The 23,329-nt window shown below is 44.0% G+C and carries 14 protein-coding genes and 1 tRNA gene; 11 read left to right on the plus strand and 4 right to left on the minus strand.

Annotation, left to right across the window (positions count from 1 at the left end; translation table 11 throughout):
• The first annotated feature begins 27 nt into the window (after positions 1-27).
• Positions 28-999 (plus strand): methylenetetrahydrofolate reductase, encoded by a 972-nt coding sequence (locus P2W76_RS08210; RefSeq protein WP_276347230.1) that lies wholly within the window; start codon positions 28-30, stop codon positions 997-999.
• 76 nt (positions 1,000-1,075) lie between these two features.
• Here the strand turns inward: P2W76_RS08210 and P2W76_RS08215 are convergent, their stop codons facing one another.
• Positions 1,076-1,516, minus strand: a complete 441-nt coding sequence (locus P2W76_RS08215) for a hypothetical protein (RefSeq protein WP_276347232.1) — start codon at positions 1,514-1,516, stop codon at positions 1,076-1,078.
• Positions 1,517-1,651: 135 nt separating this feature from the next.
• On the opposite strand from P2W76_RS08215, the gene P2W76_RS08220 reads away from it, so the two are divergent.
• The 7 genes from P2W76_RS08220 (at position 1,652) to P2W76_RS08250 (ending at position 11,924) form a co-directional block, all read left to right on the plus strand.
• A complete protein-coding gene (locus tag P2W76_RS08220; RefSeq protein WP_276347233.1) occupies positions 1,652-2,395 on the plus strand; it encodes a DeoR/GlpR family DNA-binding transcription regulator in 744 nt (247 codons plus the stop codon).
• Positions 2,396-2,567: 172 nt separating this feature from the next.
• The gene (locus P2W76_RS08225) at positions 2,568-3,761 is read left to right on the plus strand and encodes an anhydro-N-acetylmuramic acid kinase (RefSeq protein ID WP_276347234.1); all 1,194 of its coding nucleotides are present in this window, start codon (positions 2,568-2,570) and stop codon (positions 3,759-3,761) included.
• 38 nt (positions 3,762-3,799) lie between these two features.
• Entirely contained in the window at positions 3,800-6,802 is a 3,003-nt protein-coding gene (locus tag P2W76_RS08230; protein ID WP_276347235.1) for a SusC/RagA family TonB-linked outer membrane protein, read from the plus strand.
• A 20-nt stretch (positions 6,803-6,822) separates the two neighbouring features.
• Positions 6,823-8,133, plus strand: a complete 1,311-nt coding sequence (locus P2W76_RS08235; protein ID WP_276347236.1) for a RagB/SusD family nutrient uptake outer membrane protein — start codon at positions 6,823-6,825, stop codon at positions 8,131-8,133.
• Positions 8,134-8,191: 58 nt separating this feature from the next.
• Positions 8,192-9,991, plus strand: coding sequence for a serine hydrolase (locus P2W76_RS08240; RefSeq protein ID WP_276347237.1), 1,800 nt, complete (start codon positions 8,192-8,194; stop codon positions 9,989-9,991).
• Between the two features lie 213 nt (positions 9,992-10,204).
• Positions 10,205-10,519 carry a hypothetical protein gene (locus P2W76_RS08245; RefSeq protein WP_276347239.1) on the plus strand — a complete coding sequence of 105 codons (315 nt, stop codon included), beginning with the start codon at positions 10,205-10,207 and terminating at the stop codon, positions 10,517-10,519.
• Between the two features lie 76 nt (positions 10,520-10,595).
• On the plus strand, positions 10,596-11,924 hold the full coding sequence (locus tag P2W76_RS08250; protein WP_276347240.1) for a sigma-54 dependent transcriptional regulator: 1,329 nt from the start codon (positions 10,596-10,598) through the stop codon (positions 11,922-11,924).
• Here P2W76_RS08250 and P2W76_RS08255 read toward each other — a convergent pair whose 3' ends face one another.
• Positions 11,925-14,429, minus strand: coding sequence for an ATP-binding protein (locus tag P2W76_RS08255; protein ID WP_276347241.1), 2,505 nt, complete (start codon positions 14,427-14,429; stop codon positions 11,925-11,927).
• A gap of 223 nt (positions 14,430-14,652) precedes the next feature.
• The gene (ligD, locus tag P2W76_RS08260) at positions 14,653-17,349 is read right to left on the minus strand and encodes a DNA ligase D (protein ID WP_276347242.1); all 2,697 of its coding nucleotides are present in this window, start codon (positions 17,347-17,349) and stop codon (positions 14,653-14,655) included.
• Positions 17,350-17,616: 267 nt separating this feature from the next.
• Here ligD and P2W76_RS08265 point away from each other — a divergent pair.
• From P2W76_RS08265 to P2W76_RS08275, 3 genes are all read left to right on the plus strand, one after another.
• Positions 17,617-17,691, plus strand: a tRNA-Val gene (locus P2W76_RS08265).
• Between the two features lie 330 nt (positions 17,692-18,021).
• A complete protein-coding gene (locus P2W76_RS08270) occupies positions 18,022-19,716 on the plus strand; it encodes a sodium:solute symporter family protein (RefSeq protein ID WP_276347243.1) in 1,695 nt (564 codons plus the stop codon).
• Between the two features lie 26 nt (positions 19,717-19,742).
• Positions 19,743-22,019, plus strand: a complete 2,277-nt coding sequence (locus P2W76_RS08275; protein WP_276347244.1) for an FAD-dependent oxidoreductase — start codon at positions 19,743-19,745, stop codon at positions 22,017-22,019.
• 19 nt (positions 22,020-22,038) lie between these two features.
• On the opposite strand, the gene P2W76_RS08280 is transcribed toward P2W76_RS08275, so the two are convergent.
• Positions 22,039-23,076 (minus strand): LacI family DNA-binding transcriptional regulator, encoded by a 1,038-nt coding sequence (locus P2W76_RS08280; RefSeq protein WP_276347246.1) that lies wholly within the window; start codon positions 23,074-23,076, stop codon positions 22,039-22,041.
• Positions 23,077-23,329 lie beyond the last annotated feature (253 nt).

The raw sequence follows: 23,329 nt of genomic DNA on the forward strand, positions 1-23,329 counted from the left end.
TTGCAACAGCAGAGCAGCTTAAGAATTATGTTTGTACAAAAAATTAAATCCGGCGCGTCAGGGATTTTACTTTATGGTATTACACCTCCAAAGTCGGAGACAAGTCCGGAGAAAGTGGCCGAAATTGCTGAAAAGACAATGGGTCGTTTAGCTACAATTGATATCGATGCCCTTATCGTATACGATGTGCAGGATGAGTCGGCGAGGACATCGGAGGAAAGACCATTCCCTTTTCTGAAGGCTCTTGATCCGTTTTATTTCGCAAGTAAATACCTCAATGAATTGGATGTTCCCAAGATAATCTATCGTCCTGCCGGTAAATTTTCGACAGAAGAACTTTCGGAATGGCTGGAGAATGTTCATAGTTATAATTTTTATCCGGTGTTTGTGGGGGTTCCGGCTCCTGATTTTCCCGTAAAAACGAGTCTCCCCGAGGCTTATAAAATCTGGAGTAAGCACGAAAGTACATCCGTGATAGGTGCTGTCACTATTCCTGAGAGACATGCAGTTCTTAAAGATGAAGATGTACGTATCCTGGATAAAGTAGGTTGCGGGGTATCTTATTTTATTTCCCAATGTGTCTTTAATGTTGAATATGCGAAGAAGGTTATCGAAGATCTTGATTGCGCATGTACGAAAAATAATCGGAAAGTCCCAACAATTATATTTACCCTGACAGCTTGTGGTTCGGCAAAAACGCTGCATTTCATGGAATGGCTTGGAATACATGTACCCGAAGAGCTAAAGGAAGAACTAAGGACATCTGATAATATCCTGGAGAAGTCGGTGAATGTTTGCCTGAGCATAGCTTCCGAGTTGATTGAATTCTGCACCGCGCGTTCAATTCCCTTTGGATTTAATATTGAAAGCGTCGCGATAAGGAAGGAAGAGATCGAAGCCTCAATAAATATGGTGGATGAAATAGCTCAAATGCTTGCAAATAAGGGCTTGCGTAAATTGCGTGAGAAAGAGGCGGAAGTTTTACCAAAAGGAGTTTAACTACAGCGATTTAGTGAATTGTCGTTTCAGTTTAAATGAATACGGTTCTTTACTTTAAATGAATACGGTTCTTTACTTACTTTTTCGTCATAAGCGCCAGTACACCCGCCGTTACCAGGGATCCAAACACATAGTAGCCGATGGTCATCATTTGCCGCTTATCAGTATTTGCAACGTGCTGATCATTTAAACCCATAGGCTTTGGAGCTTTAACAGCTGCTATTCCGGCTGATACTCCGGCTCCAATTGCACGTAATAACATGAATTTCTTACCGCCCATTCCTATTGCCGCAAAATAAGACGCATTCGTAAGGACATCACCGGCGAGTGTAATACCATATAGGCGATCGCCGGTAGGGGGTGCAACATCCATTGCCGCAGCTGATTTTTTCAGGGCTTCTTTTCCAACGAGATCAAGCCTCGGAGCGTCCGGATCCAATTTTCGTAATGTTTCATGAAGGATGTTAAGCGCTGCAGCGCCTGCGAAGCCGGCAATAAGAGATTTCATGAAGTTCATATTTGTAGTTTTAGGGATAACACAATAGCAAGGTGATTGGTTTTGATAAGTATTAAGTAGTGTGATTAGCCGCAGGATCAGCTTGCCAGTTGTCCGCTTATTTTATTAATTTGTCTTCCAACTTTATATCTCGCCATGCTTAAAGAAGAACGGTTAAATTACATCATCAATCAAATAAACATTCATAACAAAGTGTTGTCAGCCGAGTTGAGTGTGCAGCTGCGTGTTTCTGAGGATACAATAAGAAGAGATTTAAACGAATTAACTGAAAGCGGGCTTATTCTTAAAGTACATGGCGGTGCGATATCGCGGTCTTTCCATTCGCCTTTTTCGGAACGGGAAGTTTATAAAAAGGAGGCCAAAAAAGATATAGCAAGGCGAGCACTGGGGCTGATTGAAGACGGCATGGTCATATTAGTGGGAGGCGGTACTACAATGATTGAGCTGGCAAGAATGATTCCCGAGCAACTGCATTGTACTTTTTTTACTATTAGTCCGCTGGTTGCCCTCGAACTTGCCGAGTCCCCGAACCTGGATGTTCACCTGATTGCCGGTAAGCTCTCATCAAATTCGCAGATACTGGTAGGATCTCAAGTGATTCATCAGTTAGCTGAAATTCATGCAGATCTCTGTTTTCTGGGTGCAAACAGCGTGTCGATTAAAGACGGTGTTACGGATTCCGATTGGGAAGTGGTTCAGGTTAAGAAGGGTATGATTAAAGCAGCATCTGAAACAGCTATTCTAACCATTGCAGATAAGCTTAATTCTGTTCAAAAAATGCGGGTTTGCAGTCTCGACGAGATTACTTACATGATCACTGATCTGAATAATACGCACGCGACCTTTAGCCAATATGCTGAAAAGATTAAACTCATCTAGGTTTTTTACTTCATGCAGGATTTTGCAGGATTTCTGAAAAACTTGCAAAATAATTTGTTTAGTGACGAAAAACTTCCCACTTTACACTGTCTAAAGTATCTTTAACAGGAATATATAATCGTGTTTTTTTTGCGTATATTGATACGTAGACATATTCCGCGCCGATCATATCATGAATAAAAATATACAGAATTTAGCCGGTATTTCTGTCAAGCCTGTAAGGAGAGTAATCGGCTTGATGTCCGGCACGTCCTTCGACGGTTTAGACATTGCCTTATGTGAGTTTCGAGGGAGCGGACTTGGCACAGATATTAAAGTAAACAATTTCGTCACGCGCGACTATAATTCTGACTTCAAGGAAGACTTGAAATCGGTATTTGCAAAAAAGTTCGCTGACCTGGAAAAGATCACACTCCTTAATGCGGTTATTGGAAGTTATTATGCAGAGCTAATCCTCGAATGCCTTGAAGAATGGGGAATCTCACCATCGGAGGTTGATTTAATTGCCAGTCATGGCCAGACTATCTTTCATGCGCCCAAGCATCAGCACCGAATGAGGGGATATCCAAATGCGACACTTCAAATTGGTGACGCAGATCACATAGCAATGAAGACGGGCATTATTACGCTAAGTGATTTTCGTCAAAAGCATATTGCTGCTGGAGGTGAGGGTGCACCTTTAGCAGTGTATGGAGATTATCTCATTTTTTCGAGTGCCACCGAGAACAGGATAATGCTAAATATAGGTGGTATAGCCAATTTTACGTTTTTACCTTCCGCCCATTCGACGGGATTTTTCTCTTCGGATGTAGGGCCAGGTAATACCCTCATGGATCAGTTCGTCCAGCTTAAATACCCAGGCAGGTATTACGATGAGAATGCTGCCATAGCATCAGCTGGCACCGTAAATACCGACCTTTTAAAGGCATTGCTGGATCATCCGTTTTACAAGGCAGAATTTCCTAAAACAACCGGACCAGAACTTTTCAGCCTGGATTACCTGAACGATGCGATGAGGCGATCAACTCAACATAATTTGTCAAATGAGGATATTATGGCAACCCTCGCGATGTTCTCTGCGAAAGGTATTATACAGGCCATTGTTGAATCCGTTAAGGGAAGGGGTGAATTCGAAATATATATGAGTGGGGGTGGAATGTATAACCCTTTGATGGTGAGTTATATTGAGCAGTATTTTGGAAGAAAACTTAAATTTACATCAGATTTAGGAATTAATCCGGATGCAAAGGAAGCAGTATTATTTGCCTTACTGGCAAATGAAGCCGTGGCCGGAGGGAGCACCCCGTTTGGTGATCGTCCAGGGGTGCCAACAGTATCTATGGGTAAGATAAGTTTCCCGCAATAGATCTAATTCAAATAAACCAATTAATAAAAACCAGAAGTATGAAAAGAGTGTTACAAACATTTAAAAAAGGCCGGTATCTCCTTGCAGTACTGGTACTCATGTGCTCTCAGTTGGCTGTCGCACAAACCCCGAGATACTCGATCCGGGGTGTTATAACGGATGCCCGTAACCAGGAACCGCTTATTGGTGCAGCGGTTAAAATTACAGGTACTAACCTGGGCACATCTACTGATGTTAACGGTGCATTCACCCTTAATGTGGATCTCAGTGCTGGCAGTTATCCCGTCTCAATAACCTATACAGGGTACAAACCGGTAAGCCGAACAGTTTTGCTGGATCAAAGTACTGTAACTTTAAACGTTCAAATGACTGAAGACGCCTTAAGTATCGATGAGGTCGTTGTTACAGGTACTACAGTTGCAACAAGCAAAAGACAATTAGGTAACGCAATTTCAACTGTGTCTGCGAAACAATTGGAAGGAGGTGCTGCAACATCAGTTGATCAGGCTCTTGCTGGGAAGGTTTCCGGTGCACAAATATCTCAAAACTCCGGGAACCCGGCAGGCGGGATCAGTGTACGCTTGCGTGGTAACAGTACTATATCCGGCTCGAGTGATCCCTTGTATATCGTAGATGGTGTAATCATTAACAACAGCTCAGCGGAATTGGTCGACTTGGGTGGTTATACCCAAAACCGGCTTGTGGATATTAATCCGGCAGATATCGACCGTATCGAGATCATTAAAGGTGCAGCAGGAGCGGCTATTTATGGCTCCCGCGCCAGTAACGGTGTTGTTCAGATATTTACCAAGAAGGGAAAATCGGGTAAGCCAGTAGTTGCTGTTTCTACACAGTTTCGTAGCAATTCTTTACGGAAACCGTTGGAATATAATCAATACCCCTTCCGATTTGCAAACACAGTTGCTGCGGACTTAACACAGGTTCCTGTAACACGATATGATCTTCAGGACCAGATCTTTGAAACAGCGTATGGATCAGAAACCAATGTATCTGTGTCAGGCGGATCAGACAATAGCCAGTACTATGTAAGTGCAGGTTATCTTGGCAATGATGGTATTGTTAAGAACACAGATTTCAAAAGGGCTACAACCCGTTTAAGATTTGATCAGAGATTTAATGATGTATTCAAGTTAAGCACTGGCGTCAGTTTTACCAGGAGTACGAGTTCTGAACTTCCGAACGGAGGGATTAACTCGGCATGGGGTGCTTTGACCGGATTTATTTTTGGGAATAACTTTGTTAATCCTAATCCTGATCCGGTTACCGGCGTGTATCCTACATTAGCTCCGACTGGTCTTTTGAGGACAAACCCGCTGGAAGCGATTAACCGCTTTGATTTTAACCAGCAAACCAGCCGTTTTATAGGAGACCTTACATTGACTGCGGAGCCCATGAAGAACCTTTCTATAAACTATACGCTTGGCTTTGATAACGCAACTCAGCTAGCTACCGCCTTTATTCCTATTGGCAACACAACACCAGCCAATACAACCGGGTATGCCAGAAAAGCAGACAGGATAAGCCTTTTGCTAAATAACGATCTGAACATGGCGTATCGTGCCAAAGTTGGGTCCTGGCTTGAATCGACTACATCGGTTGGTGGTACTTTACAAACAGAGAGAATAAACTCTAATAGCATTACAGGCACCCAGTTAAGCCCGGTAAGTCAGGCGGCGTCAAGCGGCGCATCAATCGTAACAGGAGATGCTAACTCAACTCTTAATATTCAGGGCTTTTATGTTCAGCAAACTTTTGGACTCGCTAACAAGCTGTTTTTAACCGGAGCGATCCGCAGAGACGGCTCGTCGTCTTTTGGGGAAGCGAACAGGTGGCAAAACTACCCAAAAGTGAGCGGATCATATGTGATTTCTGAAGAAGGATTCTGGAAGAACTCAATCGCTTCTGTTATCCCTAGCTTGAAGATCCGTGCATCTTACGGACAGTCAGGTAATCTTACCGCCATTGGCGCCTACGACCGTTTCAGTAATTATGTAAATGTTTCGCTCGCCGGACTGCCTGGCCTTTCTGCGCCGACTCAGTTTGGAAATCCGGATGTTAAGCCAGAGCGCCAGACTGAAAAGGAAATTGGTTTGGATGCAAGCTTCCTTGGCGACCGTTTAGGACTTGAGATATCCCTTTATGATAAGAGTGTTCAGGATTTGCTTCTGCCGGTTACTCTCAGGCCTTCAACCGGTTACCTGACCCAGTTCCAAAATATAGGAAACATGACAAATAAGGGTCTGGAAATCATGTTGAGAGGTGTGCCGGTTCAGAGTTCCAACTTTAAATGGAATTCTACTTTGATTTTTTCTAAGGTAAAAAACAGAGTTACCGATGTGCCAGGAGGAGTAGTAACATTCCCGGGCGGTTTTGGTCAGGTGGCAGCTGTTAATGGTTACGCTCTGGGCGCGTTTTATGCAACGGCCTTTGCACGTGATGCTTCAGGGAACAGACTGTTGAATGCTGCGGGCTTTCCTCAGCCGGAGCAAAGAAGCCGCAACGCGGCCGGACAACCCACAGGCGGAAACAAGCCAATGGTAATTGGAGATCCTAATCCGGATTGGACAGGATCATTTACTAACGAATTTTCGATTGGTAAAAGCCTTTCCCTGAGGATGCAATGGGATGCTTCCTATGGTAACGATGTGTTCAACTTTACGCGCCGCGTGGGAGATCGTGATATCTACGGTGGACTTAAAGGTTATGAAGATGAATTGAGAGGTACAGTACCGAAAGGAACTTCCGCGGCCTTATTCAGTATTATGGAAAATTGGATAGAGGATGGTTCTTATCTGAAATTCAGAGAGATCTCAGCCACTTACGACATCCGTCTGAAAGCACTTAATAATAAGCCACTAAGGGTTACCGTTTCAGGAAGGAATCTTTGGTCAATTGACAAGTATAAAGGATGGGATCCAGAAACCAACGCGGCTGGTCAAAGTACAGCCGTACGAGGCTTCGACTTTGTGGAAGTTCCGATCCCGAGAACTATTGCTGTCGGATTAAATTATACTTTTTAATTACTCAAAACTGTAAAGAGATGAAAACAAATTTCATATATAAATATCTCCTTCCCGTATTGGTTCTGTTCGTTTCCTCATGTGACCTCGATCAAACTAATCCTAACTCTGCGACAGATGAGCAGGTGCTGAAGACCAGGGAGGGTATTATTGCCCTAAGTATCGGTATAAGACAAAACTATTCAACGAACGGACTTAGCAGCGCTATGCTTGCTCCAACCGTTACAGCCCGGGAGATGAAAGGTATTGCAACCTTCACGAATACCCTTGAACTTGAGGCTGGCGGTACTGCCCTTCCAAGCGCCAATGGTATCATTCTAACTTACTGGTCGTCTATGCAAAGGCAGATGCAGATGAGTGAGAATCTGATTGCCAATGCGCCAAACGTAGCCGGGATTGAGCCAGGTTTGCTGAGTGGCATCATGGCACAGGCTTACCTGTTCAAGGCAATGGCGTTAGCTAATTTAGCAACTACATTCGAACAGGCCAATCTTAACAGCAGCACAACCGAGCCAGTAGCTTTCGTTCCGAGGGCACAGGTTTTTGCCGAAGCTCTAAGATTAATAGGCTTGGGAATAACTGGTATTACCACAACAGCACCATCTGCTTCATTTGCAAGCCTTGTAGCCGGCCCCGATTTCGACATACGGAATACCCTTTATGCCATGCAGGCGAGGATAAATCTGATGGCTGGTAATTATCCGCAGGCTCTTGCAAGTGCTAACCAGGTAGATCTGACTAAGAAATCAAGCTTTACTTACACTACGATCAGCCCTAATCCATTATATACCATTTATAATGTAACCAAATCTTACCGCCCGCGTGAGAATTATGGCCTGCCTGCCGGATTATATGAGGCTGCAGATAAACGTCTTGCATTTTACTTCACCACTCCAAGAGATGTGATCAATACCGATCCGGTGGTGACGCTTGCTGGCTTTGCTGCCGCTCAAACTACGCCGATCCCTGTTTATCTTACTGATGAAATTAAACTCATTAAAGCAGAGGCTACTTTAAGGACAGATGGTCCTTTAACTACCGCGCTTGATCTTATTAACGAAGTAAGAACTCAGAATACGGGCGACCTTTTCGGGGTGAATGCGGGGCTTCCTGCTTACTCGGGAGCTGTTACAAAGGATGCCTTATTACTGGAAGTTTATAAGCAGCGCTGTGCCGAACTTTACCTGAGCGGGTTAAAGTGGGACGATACAAGGCGTTTTAACCGTCCTGTTCCGCCAGCGAATAACTCCGAGCGTAACAGAGTATTCTATCCATATCCAGATCAGGAGAGGATAAACAATACTAATACACCGGCTGATCCGGCCATTTAATTTATCTATAGATGTTAAAGAGAGGAACTGTTGTTCCTCTCTTTTTTTATCCAGAATTATGAGAAATACATTAAGCCTGATCTTGATTTTTGTTTCTGCCTTTGCTTTTTCACAAAGTGAAAGTCCACTGAAGAGGATTCAGGTGGCCGAGGCCGGTGTCGTGGCGTTAAACAATAGCAGATCATTGCTTCCGCTAAAAAGCTTGAAGGATCTTGAAATCGCCAGCGTGGATCTCGGTTTTTCAAATTCAGCTGTTTTTGACAGTATCGCAGGAAAATATTGGGCGCTTAAAACTTTTCGTGGGGATACGATAACAACGGTTGAGGGCTTTAATGGCCTACACATGAAGTTAAAATTTTTTAACCTGATTTTCCTGAAGCTCCCCGATCAGGCGTCTGCAAGTAAAGCCTTAATTGATTTTGCTGCCGATCTTGAAAGACAGACAAAAGTCGTTTTCGTGGTAGCACGGGATGGGGCTAATTTGGCAAAACTTAATAAAATGAAATCCCCCGTAATCTGGCATAAGCTTAACAGTCCGGAAGCCGCTTCGGTCAGCGCCCAGGTTATTTTTGGCGGGATGGCATCTAATACAAAGCTAGACGCTGATTATAGCGAAGTTTTTAAAAAGGGATCAGGCTTTAATATTCAAAAGACTCGTTTGGGATATTCCATTCCGGAATCAGTTTCTTTATCAAGCGATTTTACTTCAGGTATAGATGCGCTTGTGAAGGACGGAATTGCCGCTCACTCAGCTCCGTCGGCCGTAATCCTGGTTGCAAAGGATGGCAAGGTTATTTTCAATAAGGCTTATGGAACTCATGTTTATAATGGCGTTGTCCCAACCAGGCTTGACGATATTTACGATATGGCATCTGTTACAAAAGTTACGGCCACGACACCTTCTGTGATGCGGCTGTATGAGCAGAAGATGATCGGCCTCGACAGTCCGATAAGTATATATGTTGCCACCACCCGGAACATCCCTGATAAGAAAGACGTGAAGATTAAGGAAGCTCTGCTTCATGAAGGTGGGTTTTACCCTTACATCAAGTTCTTTGAATTATTAAAGCCTGGTGAAATGAGTAAAGATTCGTCGGCCGCTTACCCGATAAAAGTAGCTGACGGGTACTTTCTGAGAGCTAATTATTTCGAAGAGGTGATGTGGCCGGTTACCTTGAGATCGCACGGCGGCACAAGAGGCAAGTTCGTCTACAGTGATGTTGGTATGTATATGCTCAAAGAGGTGGTCGAACAGACCACGCGCAGAAGACTTGACGAATATGTTCTGAACGAGTTCTACCTCCCGCTTGGAATGCAGGCGACAGGATTCCGGCCAAGGAACCGGTTCGAAAAGGCAAGGATTGTTCCGACCACTGAGAACGATAACTGGTTTAGAGATATGTTGGTTCAGGGTTATGTAAATGATCCGGGAGCGGCTATGTCGGGGGGCGTGCAGGGACATGCAGGTCTATTCTCAAATGCAAACGATCTGGCGATTTACTACCAAATGCTGCTAAATAAGGGAAGTTATGGCGGAGATAGTTATTTTGAATCCTCCACGGTAGACTTATTTACTTCCCGGCAATCTAAAGTCAGCCCGAGAGGCTATGGCTTTGCCCGCTTAACGGAGGCTGAAGAAAATGCTGATAGAGGATTCCCTTCACAACTCGCTTACGGGCATAGCGGATATACCGGAACTTATGTTTGGGTGGATCCGAAATATAATATGATATATATATGTCTGACAAACCGGGTATATCCCGACGATAATAAAACCTATGGAGTATCTAAAATAAATCTCCGGGCCAGAGTGCTGGATTATGTTTACGAAGAAATAATAAAGGCAAAAAAACAATAATGGTCATTTCAAGGTAGACCTGTAATTTTCTCACCTGTTCTCTTATCCTGATTGTTGAATTATTTCACACAGTGTGGAGTTTCTCTACAACACCTGTTGCTGGCATTTTTAATTAAACAGCTCGTTAACAGCTTTTTGGCTATTTAATCATTGCTTGGCATGGTACTTTCATAATGCTTATCACATTAATCAATAACCATTTAAATGAATATTATGAAAAAAGTAATCTTATCCGCAGCAATCATGGCGATCACAGGTTTCACCGCGGTGAACGCAAAATCAATTGAAAATACAACAATTCCGGTTTACGCGGTTGTTCAAGATAGTACTCAATCTAAAGAAGTTAAACTGGAAGAGCTTCCGGCGCCGGTGAAAGCTACCTTAGGAGCCGATGCGTATAAAGACTGGACTCCTGCTTCGGCAACATGGGTAAAGACCAAAGATGGAGAACATTTTGCAATCGTCGTTACTAAAGGTCAGGAAAAGGCGGTTCTAAAAATTGATCCGGCCGGAAAAGTAATTCAGTAGCCCATAATTACCATATCTATATAACGAAAGCCGGGAAGTCACCCGGCTTTCGTATTTTTGGATATTTTCTAAGCGTATGCCAAAAATCCTGTTAGTTGAAGATGATTTAACGTTCTCCCGTTTGTTGGAAGGCTTCCTTCAGAAGCATGGTTTCCAGGTCGATGTTAAAAAGACCGTCGCGGAGGGGATTTTGGCTGTCGACGTGGGCTCTTATGAGATCATGTTACTTGACTATAGACTACCAGATGGAACGGGACTCGACGTTTTGAATGCCGCGCGTAAAAAAGGTTTGAACTTTCCAACGGTAGTTATGACGAGTTTTAACGATGTCAGAACAGCTGTCAAGGCGATCCGTTCCGGAGCATTTGACTACATCACAAAGCCCGTGAACCCGGAAGAGTTACTCATGATCATACAGGAATCAATGGATCGTGGCAAACAAAAGACTGATGAAGGAAGACCGGAAAGAGGGTTTATCAAGGGAAGGAGCGGAGAATCGGATAAGCTATACGATTATATTTCATTAGTAGCTCCCACAGATATGTCGGTAATTATCCAGGGAGAAAGTGGAACCGGTAAGGAGCACGTTGCGAGGTCTATTCATGACCAAAGTAAAAGGGCGTCAAAACCATTTATTGCTCTCGACTGCGGTGCATTGTCGGGCGAACTGGCTGCCAGTGAATTTTTCGGGCATGTTAAAGGCGCGTTTACAGGCGCATTTGACGATAAGAAAGGCCAATTTGAATCTGCAAATGGTGGAACTATCTTTCTCGACGAAGTCGGTAATTTGAATTATGCCGTCCAGGTTAAATTATTAAGAGCCGTCCAGGAAAGGCTTATACAGCCTGTAGGCAGTACCAAAATTATCCCGGTGGACGTCCGGATATTGACTGCTACCAATGAGGACCTTCTTTCAAACGTTAATCGCGGCGATTTTAGGGAGGATCTTTATCATAGGTTAAATGAATTCAAAATCCAACTCCCGCCTTTGCGGGAAAGAGGGAAGGACCTGCTTATTTTTATCGAGCATTTTATTGGTTTGGCTAATTCGGAACTGGGACGGAATGTCAACAGCCTCTCTCCCGAGGTTATGGAAGTTTTTCAGGCTTATGATTGGCCCGGCAATTTAAGAGAGCTCAAAAATGTAGTTAAGCGAGTAGTACTGCTAAGCAGCGACGAACTTGTTAAGATCGAGGCACTTCCCGAAGAAATGATATTTTCGGTTAATAAGCCAAAAGTATCAACAGGTAGTTCAGACATCAAAGCAGTTAATGAAGCCAATGAGAAAGCGTTAATAGCAGCAACGCTAGCTCAGGTAAAATATAATAAAAGCCTTGCTGCGAAATTGCTAAACATTGATCGAAAGACGCTCTACAGCAAGATTGATAAATACAATATTAAGTAGTTATGATACTTTTTCAGTCTCAAACTGTAATGTTATAATGTCTATAAGGCCCCTAAGCTTTTGTATCACCTGATTTATTTGTTGTTGTATGTCAATTGTTAACTCAGAAGACTCACTTAGCACAATTTCCTTCAGTCTAAAGTCGGCAGCCAACTTTTGCGATCCGATTTGAGCCGTTCGACCTGCAATACGATGGAGCAATAACCGGCAATCTTCGACATTGTCGCTGGATATTGCTATCTCCAACAGAGTACAATCTGACAAAGAGTCGCTTACAAATTGTTTCAGGATCATCAAGACCCTAGCGTTGTTTCCAAAAGACATCTCTGTGAGATATTCCAGGTCGGGCATTGGTTCGAGGGATTCTCCAACCTGTTCTTCCGTAGTACTGTAAATAAGGTTCACTAGCTCAGCCTCCCTGAAGGGCTTCATTAGCAAGCCATCAAATCCTTGCCTCATTACATTTTCCTGCTCCCAGGGGAGTGCTTGGGCTGTAAGAGCGAAAATATGTATACCAACGGGCAATTTCTTTCGTAAAATAGAACATAGTTCAGCCCCATTCAATCGCGGCATTCTCATGTCTAATAATACACAGCGAAGCTTTTCATCGTGCGTTTCTTTTAGCAAAGCCAACGGATCGCTGAAGCATTTGTAATCAATATTATTTTTTTCAAAAATAGCAGAGCAAAGCTGCAGGATGAAACCGTCATCATCGACCATCCAGACACTACCGTCGTAAGGCTCCCTGTCTGTATGTTCTTGAATAGTAATAGCCTGCGCCGGTTTCTCAGCCTTAATAAAGGGGAGATAAACAGTGAAGCAACTTCCTTCGCCCATCGTGCTTTTTACATAGATCCGGCCGCCGAGATGAGAGACGATGGTTTGCACAATACTAAGGCCCAGGCCGGTGCCGGAACTGTTGTTCCTCGCTGCGTTTTCTGTACGTTCAAATTCACTAAAGATGTGACGGGTGTCTTCCGGACTTATACCTATTCCGGTGTCTTCCACCTGGATATTGAGGTGTATTTTCCCGTTATTTTCCTTACCGGCAACCGTCAGCGTGATTGTTCCGGTTTCGGTATATTTTACGGCATTTCCAATTAAGTTGTAAAAGATCTGTTTTAAACGGAAAGGGTCGCCTTCAAGGTACAATTCAGTATTTAATTCATAGTTTGGGATCAATACAAGCGTCTTTTTCTCAGCATGAACCCTCATCACGGAGATCACTTCATCAACAAGATCTTCTAGTCTGAAAACGCAATTAGTAAAGTTAAATTTCCCTGAGATAATATTGCTGTAGTCCAGGACTTCGTTCACTATTTGAAGCAGGTGGCCTGAAGAATTGTAGATTGCATCTATATTCTTGCTGCCTGCTTCATTCTGTTGTTTGGTCAGTTCTGCATAGCCCATTATGGCCTGTAGCGGGGTTCTTATTTCATGGCTCATATTTGACAGGAATCGTTGCTTAGCCATCGTGTGATAAGCGGCCTCCTGATTGGCGTGTTCAAGCATCTGACGGTATTTATTGTTCCTGGTAATGTCTGTCAGTATAAAATATCCCAGGCATGCAGTGACAAGAAAAAACGCCATTATGATTAGCTTGATCTCCCTGCTACTTTTCGACACGACAAGAAGGGCTTGCAGATGATTTGCCCTGGATTGTTTCACAACTTCATTTTCAACCTGTTCCAGAATGGTGAGCATCTGACTGACCAGGACATTACCCGCATCGGTTAACTGTTTTTCGCGGGAAATAAATTGCACAGCCTGTTGTTTCTGTTTTTTCTGCAGATTCACTAAAACCGAATCTACACTCTTGACCAAGCTGTCTTTGACAGCCGACGGAAAGGTATCAATGGTAATACTCAGTTCTTCATTGATGATTTTCTGAGGCGTTGTATTTTCTGAATTTGTTCTTTTACCAAATATTCTTTTAAGTAAACCAACGGGTGTTTCCTCTTTTCTGGCAGGAATAATGGTGGTTGTCGATCTGTTTTCTGCTTTAAGCACGGTTGTGCTGTCAGGGCGTTTGGAATTATCAAGCAGGAGCTCGTTCAGGCTGCTTAATTCTCCATTGAGTGCTTTATTATTCACAATTGCGCCCCTTATCGTCAGGTAGTCCGCAAATAATTTTTCGCGCTTTCGAAGCAATACTTTCATTGTGTAAATACGGCCCACCTGCGATTTGTCACCTTTATAAAGTTTTTGAAGCGTGTCCAGGGAATGCATCAGGTGGCGGGATTCCCGGCGGAAAAGGGCAGGGGCTTCCGCGGCGGCCTTAGCGGAAAGTGATCGCTGAACCTGCTCCAGTTTCGTTATCCTCCGATAGAGGTTATTTACAACTGAAAGTCTTTCATCGGGTTCAGAAAACTGTTCAACCGTTTTTAACATCTCCCGGAACGCTACATTGCTAACGCTCCAGGCCAGGAAAAGGGCTGTACAGGCAATCAGGAAGGCTATTATAACCTTTCCCTTGATCATTTTTCTGAATGGTATCGGATTCATTAAAGATACTGAGTCTGCGGTCCTATTTTAAAACTCTCCGAATGGCTCTTTTATTGTCGCAGCAGTATTTGAGAAATTTTGGATCTGATTTTCCTTGTTTCTATGGGTAATGGCGGGTAAGGAGACACGAAAAGTGGAGCCCTTAGTCACAGCACTATTTACCCATAGATGATCTCTTCCCTTTTAATTAGGTATGCGACGGCATAGCAAGTCCTGAGGTCCCTCAGGTTTGGAATAGGCTTTGAGCCTTCTTAATAACCTGTTCAAGATCAATGCCCTTACCAAGAACTCCTTTAAAGATGTCACCCTCTTGTTTTAGGCGATCGACTGCAGTAAAGATGGTAAAGTCTTTCATTTTTAGTCCAGATTTGACCTCGTCCCAATGCAGGGGCATTGAAACCGTAGCGCCCGGCTTAGGCCGCAGGGAGTATGGCCCGGCAATGGTGGCACCAGGGCGGTTCTGTAAAAAATCCAGGTACATCTTCCCTTTACGTTTAGCAATCATTCGTTCCAGGCTCGTAAACGCTGGAAGGTGACTGTGTACAATATTTACAATGATCCGCGCAAACATCTGGGATTGATCATAGGAGTATTTAGCTCCCAGAGGAATGTAGATATGGATACCGGTAGAACCTGATGTTTTACAAAAGCAAGGGGTTTCAATTGCATCACAAATCTTTTTTACCTCCAGCGCTGCTTCTATCACTTGGTCAAACGTGTTTTTGTCGGGGTCGAGGTCGATAACGCAATAATCGGGCTGATCCGGCGATTGTACACGGCTGAACCATGGATTCATCTCAATACAGCCGAGCGAGGCCATCCAGAGAAGGGTGGCTTCATCCGCGCCAACAAGATATTCTTTATGCTCGCCTTCACCATTTACGTATGGGAAGGTCTTAACCCAATCCGGTGCTTTCCCTTTCACATCTTTCTGATAAAAACTTTTTCCGTGTATACCCCCGGGGAAGCGGTTTAAAGATTGCGGTCGGTCTTTCAGATAGGGTATTATATATTCAGCAATTTGATAGTAAAAGTTGAACATATCGCGTTTACTTACTCCATCTTCGGGCCAATAAAGCTTGCTCAGGCTTGTAAATTTCAGCTCGTGCCCGCAAACCTTCTTTACCTGGGTTTCATCTTTAGGGTTTAAAAGCGTCTTTTTGAATTTACCTTTTGGTGGCCTTACGGCATGCTGGTGGATGGCTTCGGGTTCATCATTAACGATATTCTCAGTATGTTCTGAGACTTCGAGAATAACCTCGTGTGCTTGTTTATCGGAGCGCATTCCCTGGAAGGAGGGATGCCTGAATACGCCATCACTGGTTATCTCGGTGAACGCTATCTCGCACACGAGTTCCGGTTTCAACCACGTAGCCTTGGCTTGTGGTGGATTCGGACGGAAGCGAGACGGTTTATTGTAGTCCGGTTCAATAGGGAAGGGGCTTTTGTCAATAATCAGTGGTTTGAACTTCGCAAGCATCTCTTTTTGTTGGGAATGCGAAAAACCCGTTCCAACTTTTCCTGCGTACTGAAACTCTCCGTTTTTGTACACACCTAAGAGTAGTGAGCTGAAAGCTTTTGTCGTATCTTTGTTGCGAGTGTAACCGCCTATAACCACTTCCTGTTTTTTGCTGATTTTTATTTTTAACCATTCCCTGGAACGGATGTTAACCGAGTAAGTGCTGTCAGCTTTTTTTGCAATAATACCCTCCAGCCCCAGTCGTTCTGCGGCGCTAAAAAAGTCTGTCCCATTTGCATTAAAAACCTGACTCAACCGTACATTGTCATCGTCGGTGGGCAAGATTTCTTTCAGCACCTTCTGGCGCTGGATCAGGGGTAATTCCATTAAGTTTTTCCCTTCATACCATAGCAGGTCGAAGACGTAAAAAGCGAGTTCTCCGTCAGCTTCACTTCGCCAGTTTTGCAAACTTCCAAAGTTCGATACGCCTTTATCATTTAGAACCAGGATCTCGCCATCAAGCACTGCATTGAACTTCCAGCTCTGCAGAGTTTTTTGAATTGGATAGAATTTATCATTAAAGCTTTTATTGTTCCTGGATAGAATGTCAGCTTCTCCATTATTTAAGAAAGCCAAAGCTCTATAACCATCCCACTTGACCTCGTACACCCAGTCCGGATCGTCAAACGGCTCATCAACAAGTGTAGCAAGCATAGGTTTGATTCCGGTTGGAAATCTGGTTTTTTTCGCTCTTTTCAGTAAAGATTCGCTGTCTTCTCCGGATTTAGCATGTTCTTTTGCCGACGAGTTAGTCGTTACTCCTTTTTTTTTGAAATTTTCTTTTTTTAAAGCCTGCTCATGTCCTTCTTTCCAGACCTTTTCGCCGGTGTTTTCCATAGCCTCAATCGTTTTGCCAGAAAGTATAGATTTGTCCTTTTTGGTAATGTCCGTTGTCGAGGCGAATTCATCCTTATGCTTTATAAGCAGCCATGCATTTTCACCCATCCCCTGAGTATGAACAAGTGCATATTCTCCTCGCAGCTTTTTCCCATGGAGTCTGATTTTGAGAGAACCATCCTTTAATTGTTTGATCAGATGTTTTTCCTGAGCTTTTTTCCCTTTGATTTTGTCGATCGGTTCGTAAGCGCCCTCATCCCACACAATAACTGTCCCGCCGCCATACTCACCCTGCGGGATAATACCTTCAAACAACCTGTAATCATAAGGGTGATCCTCTACCATCATAGCCAGTCTTTTTGTGTTCGGGTCTGTGGAAGGGCCTTTCGGCACGGCCCAGCTTTTGAGCACGCCTTCCATCTCGAGCCTAAAATCATAATGTAGGCGGCTTGCGTCATGTTTTTGAATTACGAATCGAAGTTCGTCCTTTGCCTTACTTTTTCCTGCCTTCGGCTCTGAAGTTTTCGTAAAGTCTCGCTTATCTATATACTTTTTCAAACTCATAATCATGTTCTTCTATCAGGGATATAACAGCTGCTTCTGCTTAACATCGCGAAGCTCGAAAAGTTTAAGTCTTCGCAAGGGCCTACCATTTCGGTGCAGGATAGCTGAGACTTTGTATGCTATCGCTGGATATAATATATAGGGTTCCGGAAAAAAAAACAGCTACTTTATACTTCTGATCAATTGGGAAATATATTGTAGTTTTACATCGTATCCGGACGAGGGTATTCCCCGTAGCGGAAGCGCCTCCTTAAATTAGGTATAACCGGGAAATTAGCTCAGCTGGTTTAGAGCACTACCTCGACAAGGTAGGGGTCGCTGGTTCGAACCCAGTATTTCCCACATCAGTCGCCGTTTAAACGACGGCTTAAAGAAAACAGGGACCTTAGTCCCTTTTTTATTGAAATTTTGCCGGCCCCGGCGTGACTGAAATTTGATCCTTTGGTAAGAGGTGGCGACGACCCCTTTTGCCGCGACCTGGTAGCTTTTCGCACTCTTTTCGGGATCGCTCCCGACTACCGGGACTGTTCCCGGAGATTTTTTCTTGTTACTTACTATGGTTTAGAAGTGCTAAGAGATACATTTATAAAACTATTGTCCCAATGGCCAAGGCTCTATTCTAAATTAAGTTTGAGCGGTCGATAAACGGAAATATTAGCTGCTTAAATTAGTATGAGCCCGGATTTAGATACCATAGTCATCTTTGTTTTTTCGGCCTTTGTATTATTCATAGGTTTGGTTTTTGCAAGGACCGGAATTAATTTAAAGTCTTTCTTCGCCGGCGGGGAGTCTGTTCCCTGGTTTATCGGAGGCCTATCGTTATTCATGAGTTTCTTTTCTGCAGGCACCTTTGTAGCGTGGGGATCAATAGCCTACAAATATGGATGGGTGGCTATTACCATTCAATGGACAATGTGTATCGGAGCGTTGATTAGCGGCGTGTATCTGGCACCGTTGTGGAAATCAACAGGTAACCTTACCGCAGCGGAGTTTATCAGAGAGCGTCTTGGCCCGCATGTGCAGAAAACCTATATCTACATTTTTATGCTGGTTTCCCTATTTATTAAGGGAACTGTATTGTACCCGGTAGCCAAGCTTGTCAGTGCTTCATTAGGGTATCCATTGATGCCATCTACTGTAGTTTTGGGTCTATTTATGATCGCTTATACAGCAGTTGGAGGGCTCTGGGCGGTTATGGTTACCGATATTCTTCAGTTTGTAATATTAACGGCTGCGGTTCTGATTATACTTCCGCTCTCATTCGATGCAGCGGGAGGTCTGGAAAAGTTTCAGGCGAACGCCCCTGCAGGTTTTTTTGAATTGATAAATGGGGAATTTACTCTGGGATTCATCATCGCATTCACCCTGTATCATATTTTTTATATCGGAGGGAACTGGACTTTTGTGCAGCGTTACACCAGTGTCAAGGATAACAGGTCAGCCAGTAAAGTGGCGTACCTGTTTGCAGGGTTGTATTTGATCAGCCCAGTGCTATGGATGCTTCCGCCTATGATTTATAAGACCATTAATCCGGCGCTGACCGGCCTCGATACTGAAAATGCCTATCTTATGATCTGCCAGTTAGTACTTCCTCCAGGCTTATTAGGGTTGATGCTTACCGGAATGTATTTTTCAACTTCAGCATCTGCAAATACAACCCTGAATGTGGTCTCAGCAGTTTTTACAAACGACATTTATAAGGGCCGGATTAACCCTGGAGCAAGCGATCGGCGCTTGATGCGGGTTGCGCGATGGTCATCGTGGCTAATTGGTCTGGGAATGATAGTAATCGCTTTGACCGTACCTTATATTGGCGGGCTGGTGAATGTTACAATTAGTGTAGGTGCCATAACAGGTGGGCCGATTCTCGCTCCTCCGCTATGGGCCCTGTTTTCTAAACGGCTGAGTGGGAAGGCAACCTTGGTTATTACCTACATTAGTCTGGCAATCAATCTGGTCTTTAAAATTATTTTACCATTCTTTATAGATTTCGGATTGACGAGAGGAGAGGAAATGCTTGTCGGTGTGGGCGTTCCTTTGATGCTTTTAATTGCCAACGAAATCAGGACATATTATGCTGGTTATATAAGCCCCCGGTACATCGAGTTTAGGAGACTTAAAAGCTCGAGAAAAGTTCAACAGGATAATTTGACGGAAGAAGAGATCAGGCAATCCTTACAGCAAAATAAGTTTGGTCTGAAAATTACAGCATTTGCTCTGGCATTTACCGCATTCTTGCTATTACTGCTTGGGCTGATTACCGGCAAAAATCTTGATCTATTAGGTTCGATCGCTGCTTTAATCCTTATCCTGGCCTGGATTCCCTGGAGGGCGTCAGCTAAGATAGTCGCCGGTCCGTTGAACTAGAATATCTATTACCAAATAAGATAATTATGATAAAAAGTGAGTTTTCATCTGTCGGCCGTTCCATTCAGGAGCGGTCATTGGATGCCGATCTGGTTATTGTTGGCGGAGGAATTGCCGGAACCTGCGGAGCCATTGCTGCTGCCCGGGAGGGTCTAAAGGTTATTCTGGTGCAAGACAGGCCAGTGCTTGGCGGTAATGCTTCAAGTGAAGTAAGACTGTGGATATTAGGAGCGACCTCAAGTATGGGAAATAATAATCGTTGGTCCAGAGAGGGCGGGGTATTAAATGAGATACTCGTCGAAAATATGTACCGAAACCCGGATGGAAATGCCATCATTCTGGATACTATTTTACTGGAAAAGGTAAAGGAGGAGCAGAACTTGATATTGCTTTTAAATACGGCAGTCTATGAAGTAGTTAAATCCGAAGCAGATATAATACGATCGGTAATAGGCTTCTGCAGCCAGAATTCTACCCGCTATATTTTGTCAGCACCCTACTTTTGCGATGCCTCAGGCGATGGTATCGTCGCCTTTCAGGCAGGAGCTGCATTCAGGATGGGGGCAGAATCAAAAGATGAATTTGACGAGGGGTTCGCCCCCGACAAAGAGTACGGGGAACTGTTAGGACATTCGATCTACTTTTTTACCAAGGATGCTGGCAGGCCCATTACATTTACTGCTCCATCTTACGCGTTGAAAGATGTTTCTTCCATCGTGAAATATCGTTCATACGATGTTAGCGATCACGGATGCAAGCTCTGGTGGCTTGAATATGGTGGCAGACTTGATACCATTCACCAAACCGAGGAGATCAAATGGGAATTATGGAAAGTGATCTATGGGATATGGGATCATGTAAAAAATTCCGGAAAGTATCCCGAAGCCGAAACCCTTACCCTCGAATGGGTTGGTCATATTCCCGGAAAACGTGAAAGCCGTCGTTTTGAAGGCGACTACATGCTTTCGCAAAAAGACGTAGTTGAGCAACTGCATCATCCCGATGCTATTTCTTATGGTGGGTGGTCTTTAGATTTGCACCCCGCCGACGGCGTGTTTAGTGACCGTCCGGGATGTAATCAATGGCATTCGAAGGGCGTTTATCAAATTCCCCTCCGCTGTCTGTACAGCAAAAATATTAAGAACCTCTGGCTGGCCGGAAGGATAATCAGTGCAAGTCATGTAGCATTCGGGTCTGCAAGAGTAATGGCTACGGTCTCTTATTCAGCCCAGGTGCTCGGCCTGGCCACCCAGTATTGTCTGAGAAAAGCAATCACTCCATCCGAACTAGCTAATTCTTCCTCAGTTCAGGAATTGCAGCAGGAACTTATGCAAAAGGGGCATTTTATTCCCGGACTGATCGCTCAAGGAAAAAATTTGGCTCATCAGGCAAAGCTCAGCTCCACCTCCGAGTTTAGACTGATGGAAATGGCAGCTGATGGAGGCTGGCAAAAACTTGAATACTCCGCTTCTCAATTATTGCCTGGCGCTGCTGGTGATCAGATCCAGATCAGTTTTGAAGTTGAATCAGTGGAAGATACAATTTTGACTTTCCAGTTGCGCTCAAGTGAAAAGCCGTATAACTACACTCCCGAAGTTGTTCTTGAGACCCGTGAAGTTTCCGTTTCAAAAGGGAGAAGTACTGTAATTGCAGAATTCGATTATGTGATCGGCGTCGAACAGTATGTTTTTGCGTGCATATTGAAAAATGAACTGGTTTCTATTAAAACAAGTAATATGTTTTTAACGGGAACCATGATGTTAATGAACAGATACAATAAAGCAGTTGCCACCAGCGGTGTGCAGCTGCCGCCTGATGATATTGGGATAGATACTTTTGAATTCTGGCTTCCTTCCAGACGACCCGCCGAGCAAAATCTGGCATTTAAACTTACAAAGTCTCTCGAGCCATTTAAAGTCTCCAACCTGACCAATGGTTATTGCCGTCCAACAAACAAAACAAATGCTTGGGTTGCCGGTGTTGAAGACCCTGATCCATGTGTAAGATTGCAGTGGGATCAGCCAGTTCAGATTAAGCGGATAGTATTGTTCTTCGACTCAGATTTTGATCATCCGTTGGAATCGACCTTAAGGGTGCATCCCGAGCGAGTTGTGCCTCATACGGTAAGAAATTATAAGATTCTCAGTGATAAGGGCCAGTTGATCGTCGAAAAGACAGGAAATTATCAGACGGTCAACGAGGTGTTTTTTGATCAGGGAATCACCACGGCTTCTATCGAAATTCACCTGGAGCATCCGGCGCACAATGTCCCGGTCGCATTATTCGAAATTCAGGTTTTCTAATATATTGATACCTTGAGCATCAGACCGGCTCTGATTCCAGGCGTACGCTTGAATTTCTGATGATCAGGCTGGAATCGAGCGTCTTTGTAATGGCTTTCCATTGAGAGGCTTCCTTATCCATGAGTTCCAGGAGTAATTGCACTGCTGTACTGCCCATTAGCCGTTGTGGCTGGGCAATTGTAGTGAGACTTGGCTCGATGAGTTCGGAGCCATAGTCATTACTAAAACCTACTATCCCAATCTCTTCGGGGATCCGGATGCCAAGGTGCTTTATAGTCTGAATAGCTTCTATTGCGGCTGGGTCATTGACCATGAATAATCCATCCGGTGGGTATTTAAGTTCCATCAACTGTTTGACAAAGGCTTTTACCTTTCCGAGGGTAAGATCATAAGGGATGATCAGCGATTCATCAAGAGGGATCTGATGCTTTTTTAGAGCATCCTCGTACCCTTTTAATCGCTTTCTGCTAGTGATCAACGATTCAGGTCCTGCCAGATGGGCTATTCTTCTTTTTCCCGTCTGGATAAGATGTTCGACAGCCCCAAACGCAGCTTCATAATCATTGATTACCACCTTTGGGACGAGCATTTCATCGCACACCCTATTGAAAAATACGATGGGAATACCCTTGCGCTCAAAAACCTTGAGATGCTCAAAGCTTCGCGTTTCTTTAGTTACAGATACGAGTATACCATCAACCTGGCTCGCCAGCATTACCTTTGTATTTTCTACTTCTGTTTCAAACTGCTCGTTTGATTGGCTGACGATAATGTTATAGCCATGTTTACTAGCGGTCTCCTGTGCGCCTATAACAACCTGAGGAAAGAACGAGGTGTTGAATTCAGGAACAATAATTCCAATGAGGCTGCTCTTCCTGGCTATTAGATTAAGTGATAGTCTGCTGCGTTGATAATCAAGCTCTTCAGCAAGCCTCAGGACAGCCTGACGCGTCTCCGATTTTACTTCGGGATGGCCGGTTAGGGCACGGGATACCGTTGACTTCGAAATCTTTAATTCCTTTGCAATGTCGTATATCGTTGTTTGGTGTATCCTCATGCTAATCTAATGCTATAAAAATAACATAAATTTCGGGCTATAGTCCTTAGAAGGCTAGCAGGCCGAGCAGATACTTAACTACAGGTTAATGGGAGAAAATTTTGTTTAAACTTGGTCTCCTGAAAAATGACCAGATGCCGGCGGTAAGCAAACCTAAGCTTAGGAATCCTGATCCGGGTACGGTCTGCCGATATTCTGTTCAGTCGATTTTTGCTGATAATTTAACGTTTTTGTTATTTTTGAGAAACGCCAC

This window comes from Daejeonella sp. JGW-45 (genome assembly GCF_029360805.1).
In the GTDB taxonomy this organism is placed as follows: Bacteria; Bacteroidota; Bacteroidia; order Sphingobacteriales; family Sphingobacteriaceae; genus Daejeonella.

Coding starts and splice junctions, on each gene's coding strand:
- P2W76_RS08245 (WP_276347239.1), top strand. CDS start 10,205: ATGAAAAAAGTAATCTTATCCGCAGCAATCATGGCGATCACAGGTTTC.
- ligD (WP_276347242.1), bottom strand. CDS start 17,349: ATGAGTTTGAAAAAGTATATAGATAAGCGAGACTTTACGAAAACTTCA.
- P2W76_RS08240 (WP_276347237.1), top strand. CDS start 8,192: ATGAGAAATACATTAAGCCTGATCTTGATTTTTGTTTCTGCCTTTGCT.
- P2W76_RS08220 (WP_276347233.1), top strand. CDS start 1,652: ATGCTTAAAGAAGAACGGTTAAATTACATCATCAATCAAATAAACATT.
- P2W76_RS08210 (WP_276347230.1), top strand. CDS start 28: ATGTTTGTACAAAAAATTAAATCCGGCGCGTCAGGGATTTTACTTTAT.
- P2W76_RS08215 (WP_276347232.1), bottom strand. CDS start 1,516: ATGAACTTCATGAAATCTCTTATTGCCGGCTTCGCAGGCGCTGCAGCG.
- P2W76_RS08250 (WP_276347240.1), top strand. CDS start 10,596: ATGCCAAAAATCCTGTTAGTTGAAGATGATTTAACGTTCTCCCGTTTG.
- P2W76_RS08230 (WP_276347235.1), top strand. CDS start 3,800: ATGAAAAGAGTGTTACAAACATTTAAAAAAGGCCGGTATCTCCTTGCA.
- P2W76_RS08275 (WP_276347244.1), top strand. CDS start 19,743: ATGATAAAAAGTGAGTTTTCATCTGTCGGCCGTTCCATTCAGGAGCGG.
- P2W76_RS08255 (WP_276347241.1), bottom strand. CDS start 14,429: ATGAATCCGATACCATTCAGAAAAATGATCAAGGGAAAGGTTATAATA.
- P2W76_RS08225 (WP_276347234.1), top strand. CDS start 2,568: ATGAATAAAAATATACAGAATTTAGCCGGTATTTCTGTCAAGCCTGTA.
- P2W76_RS08235 (WP_276347236.1), top strand. CDS start 6,823: ATGAAAACAAATTTCATATATAAATATCTCCTTCCCGTATTGGTTCTG.
- P2W76_RS08270 (WP_276347243.1), top strand. CDS start 18,022: ATGAGCCCGGATTTAGATACCATAGTCATCTTTGTTTTTTCGGCCTTT.
- P2W76_RS08280 (WP_276347246.1), bottom strand. CDS start 23,076: ATGAGGATACACCAAACAACGATATACGACATTGCAAAGGAATTAAAG.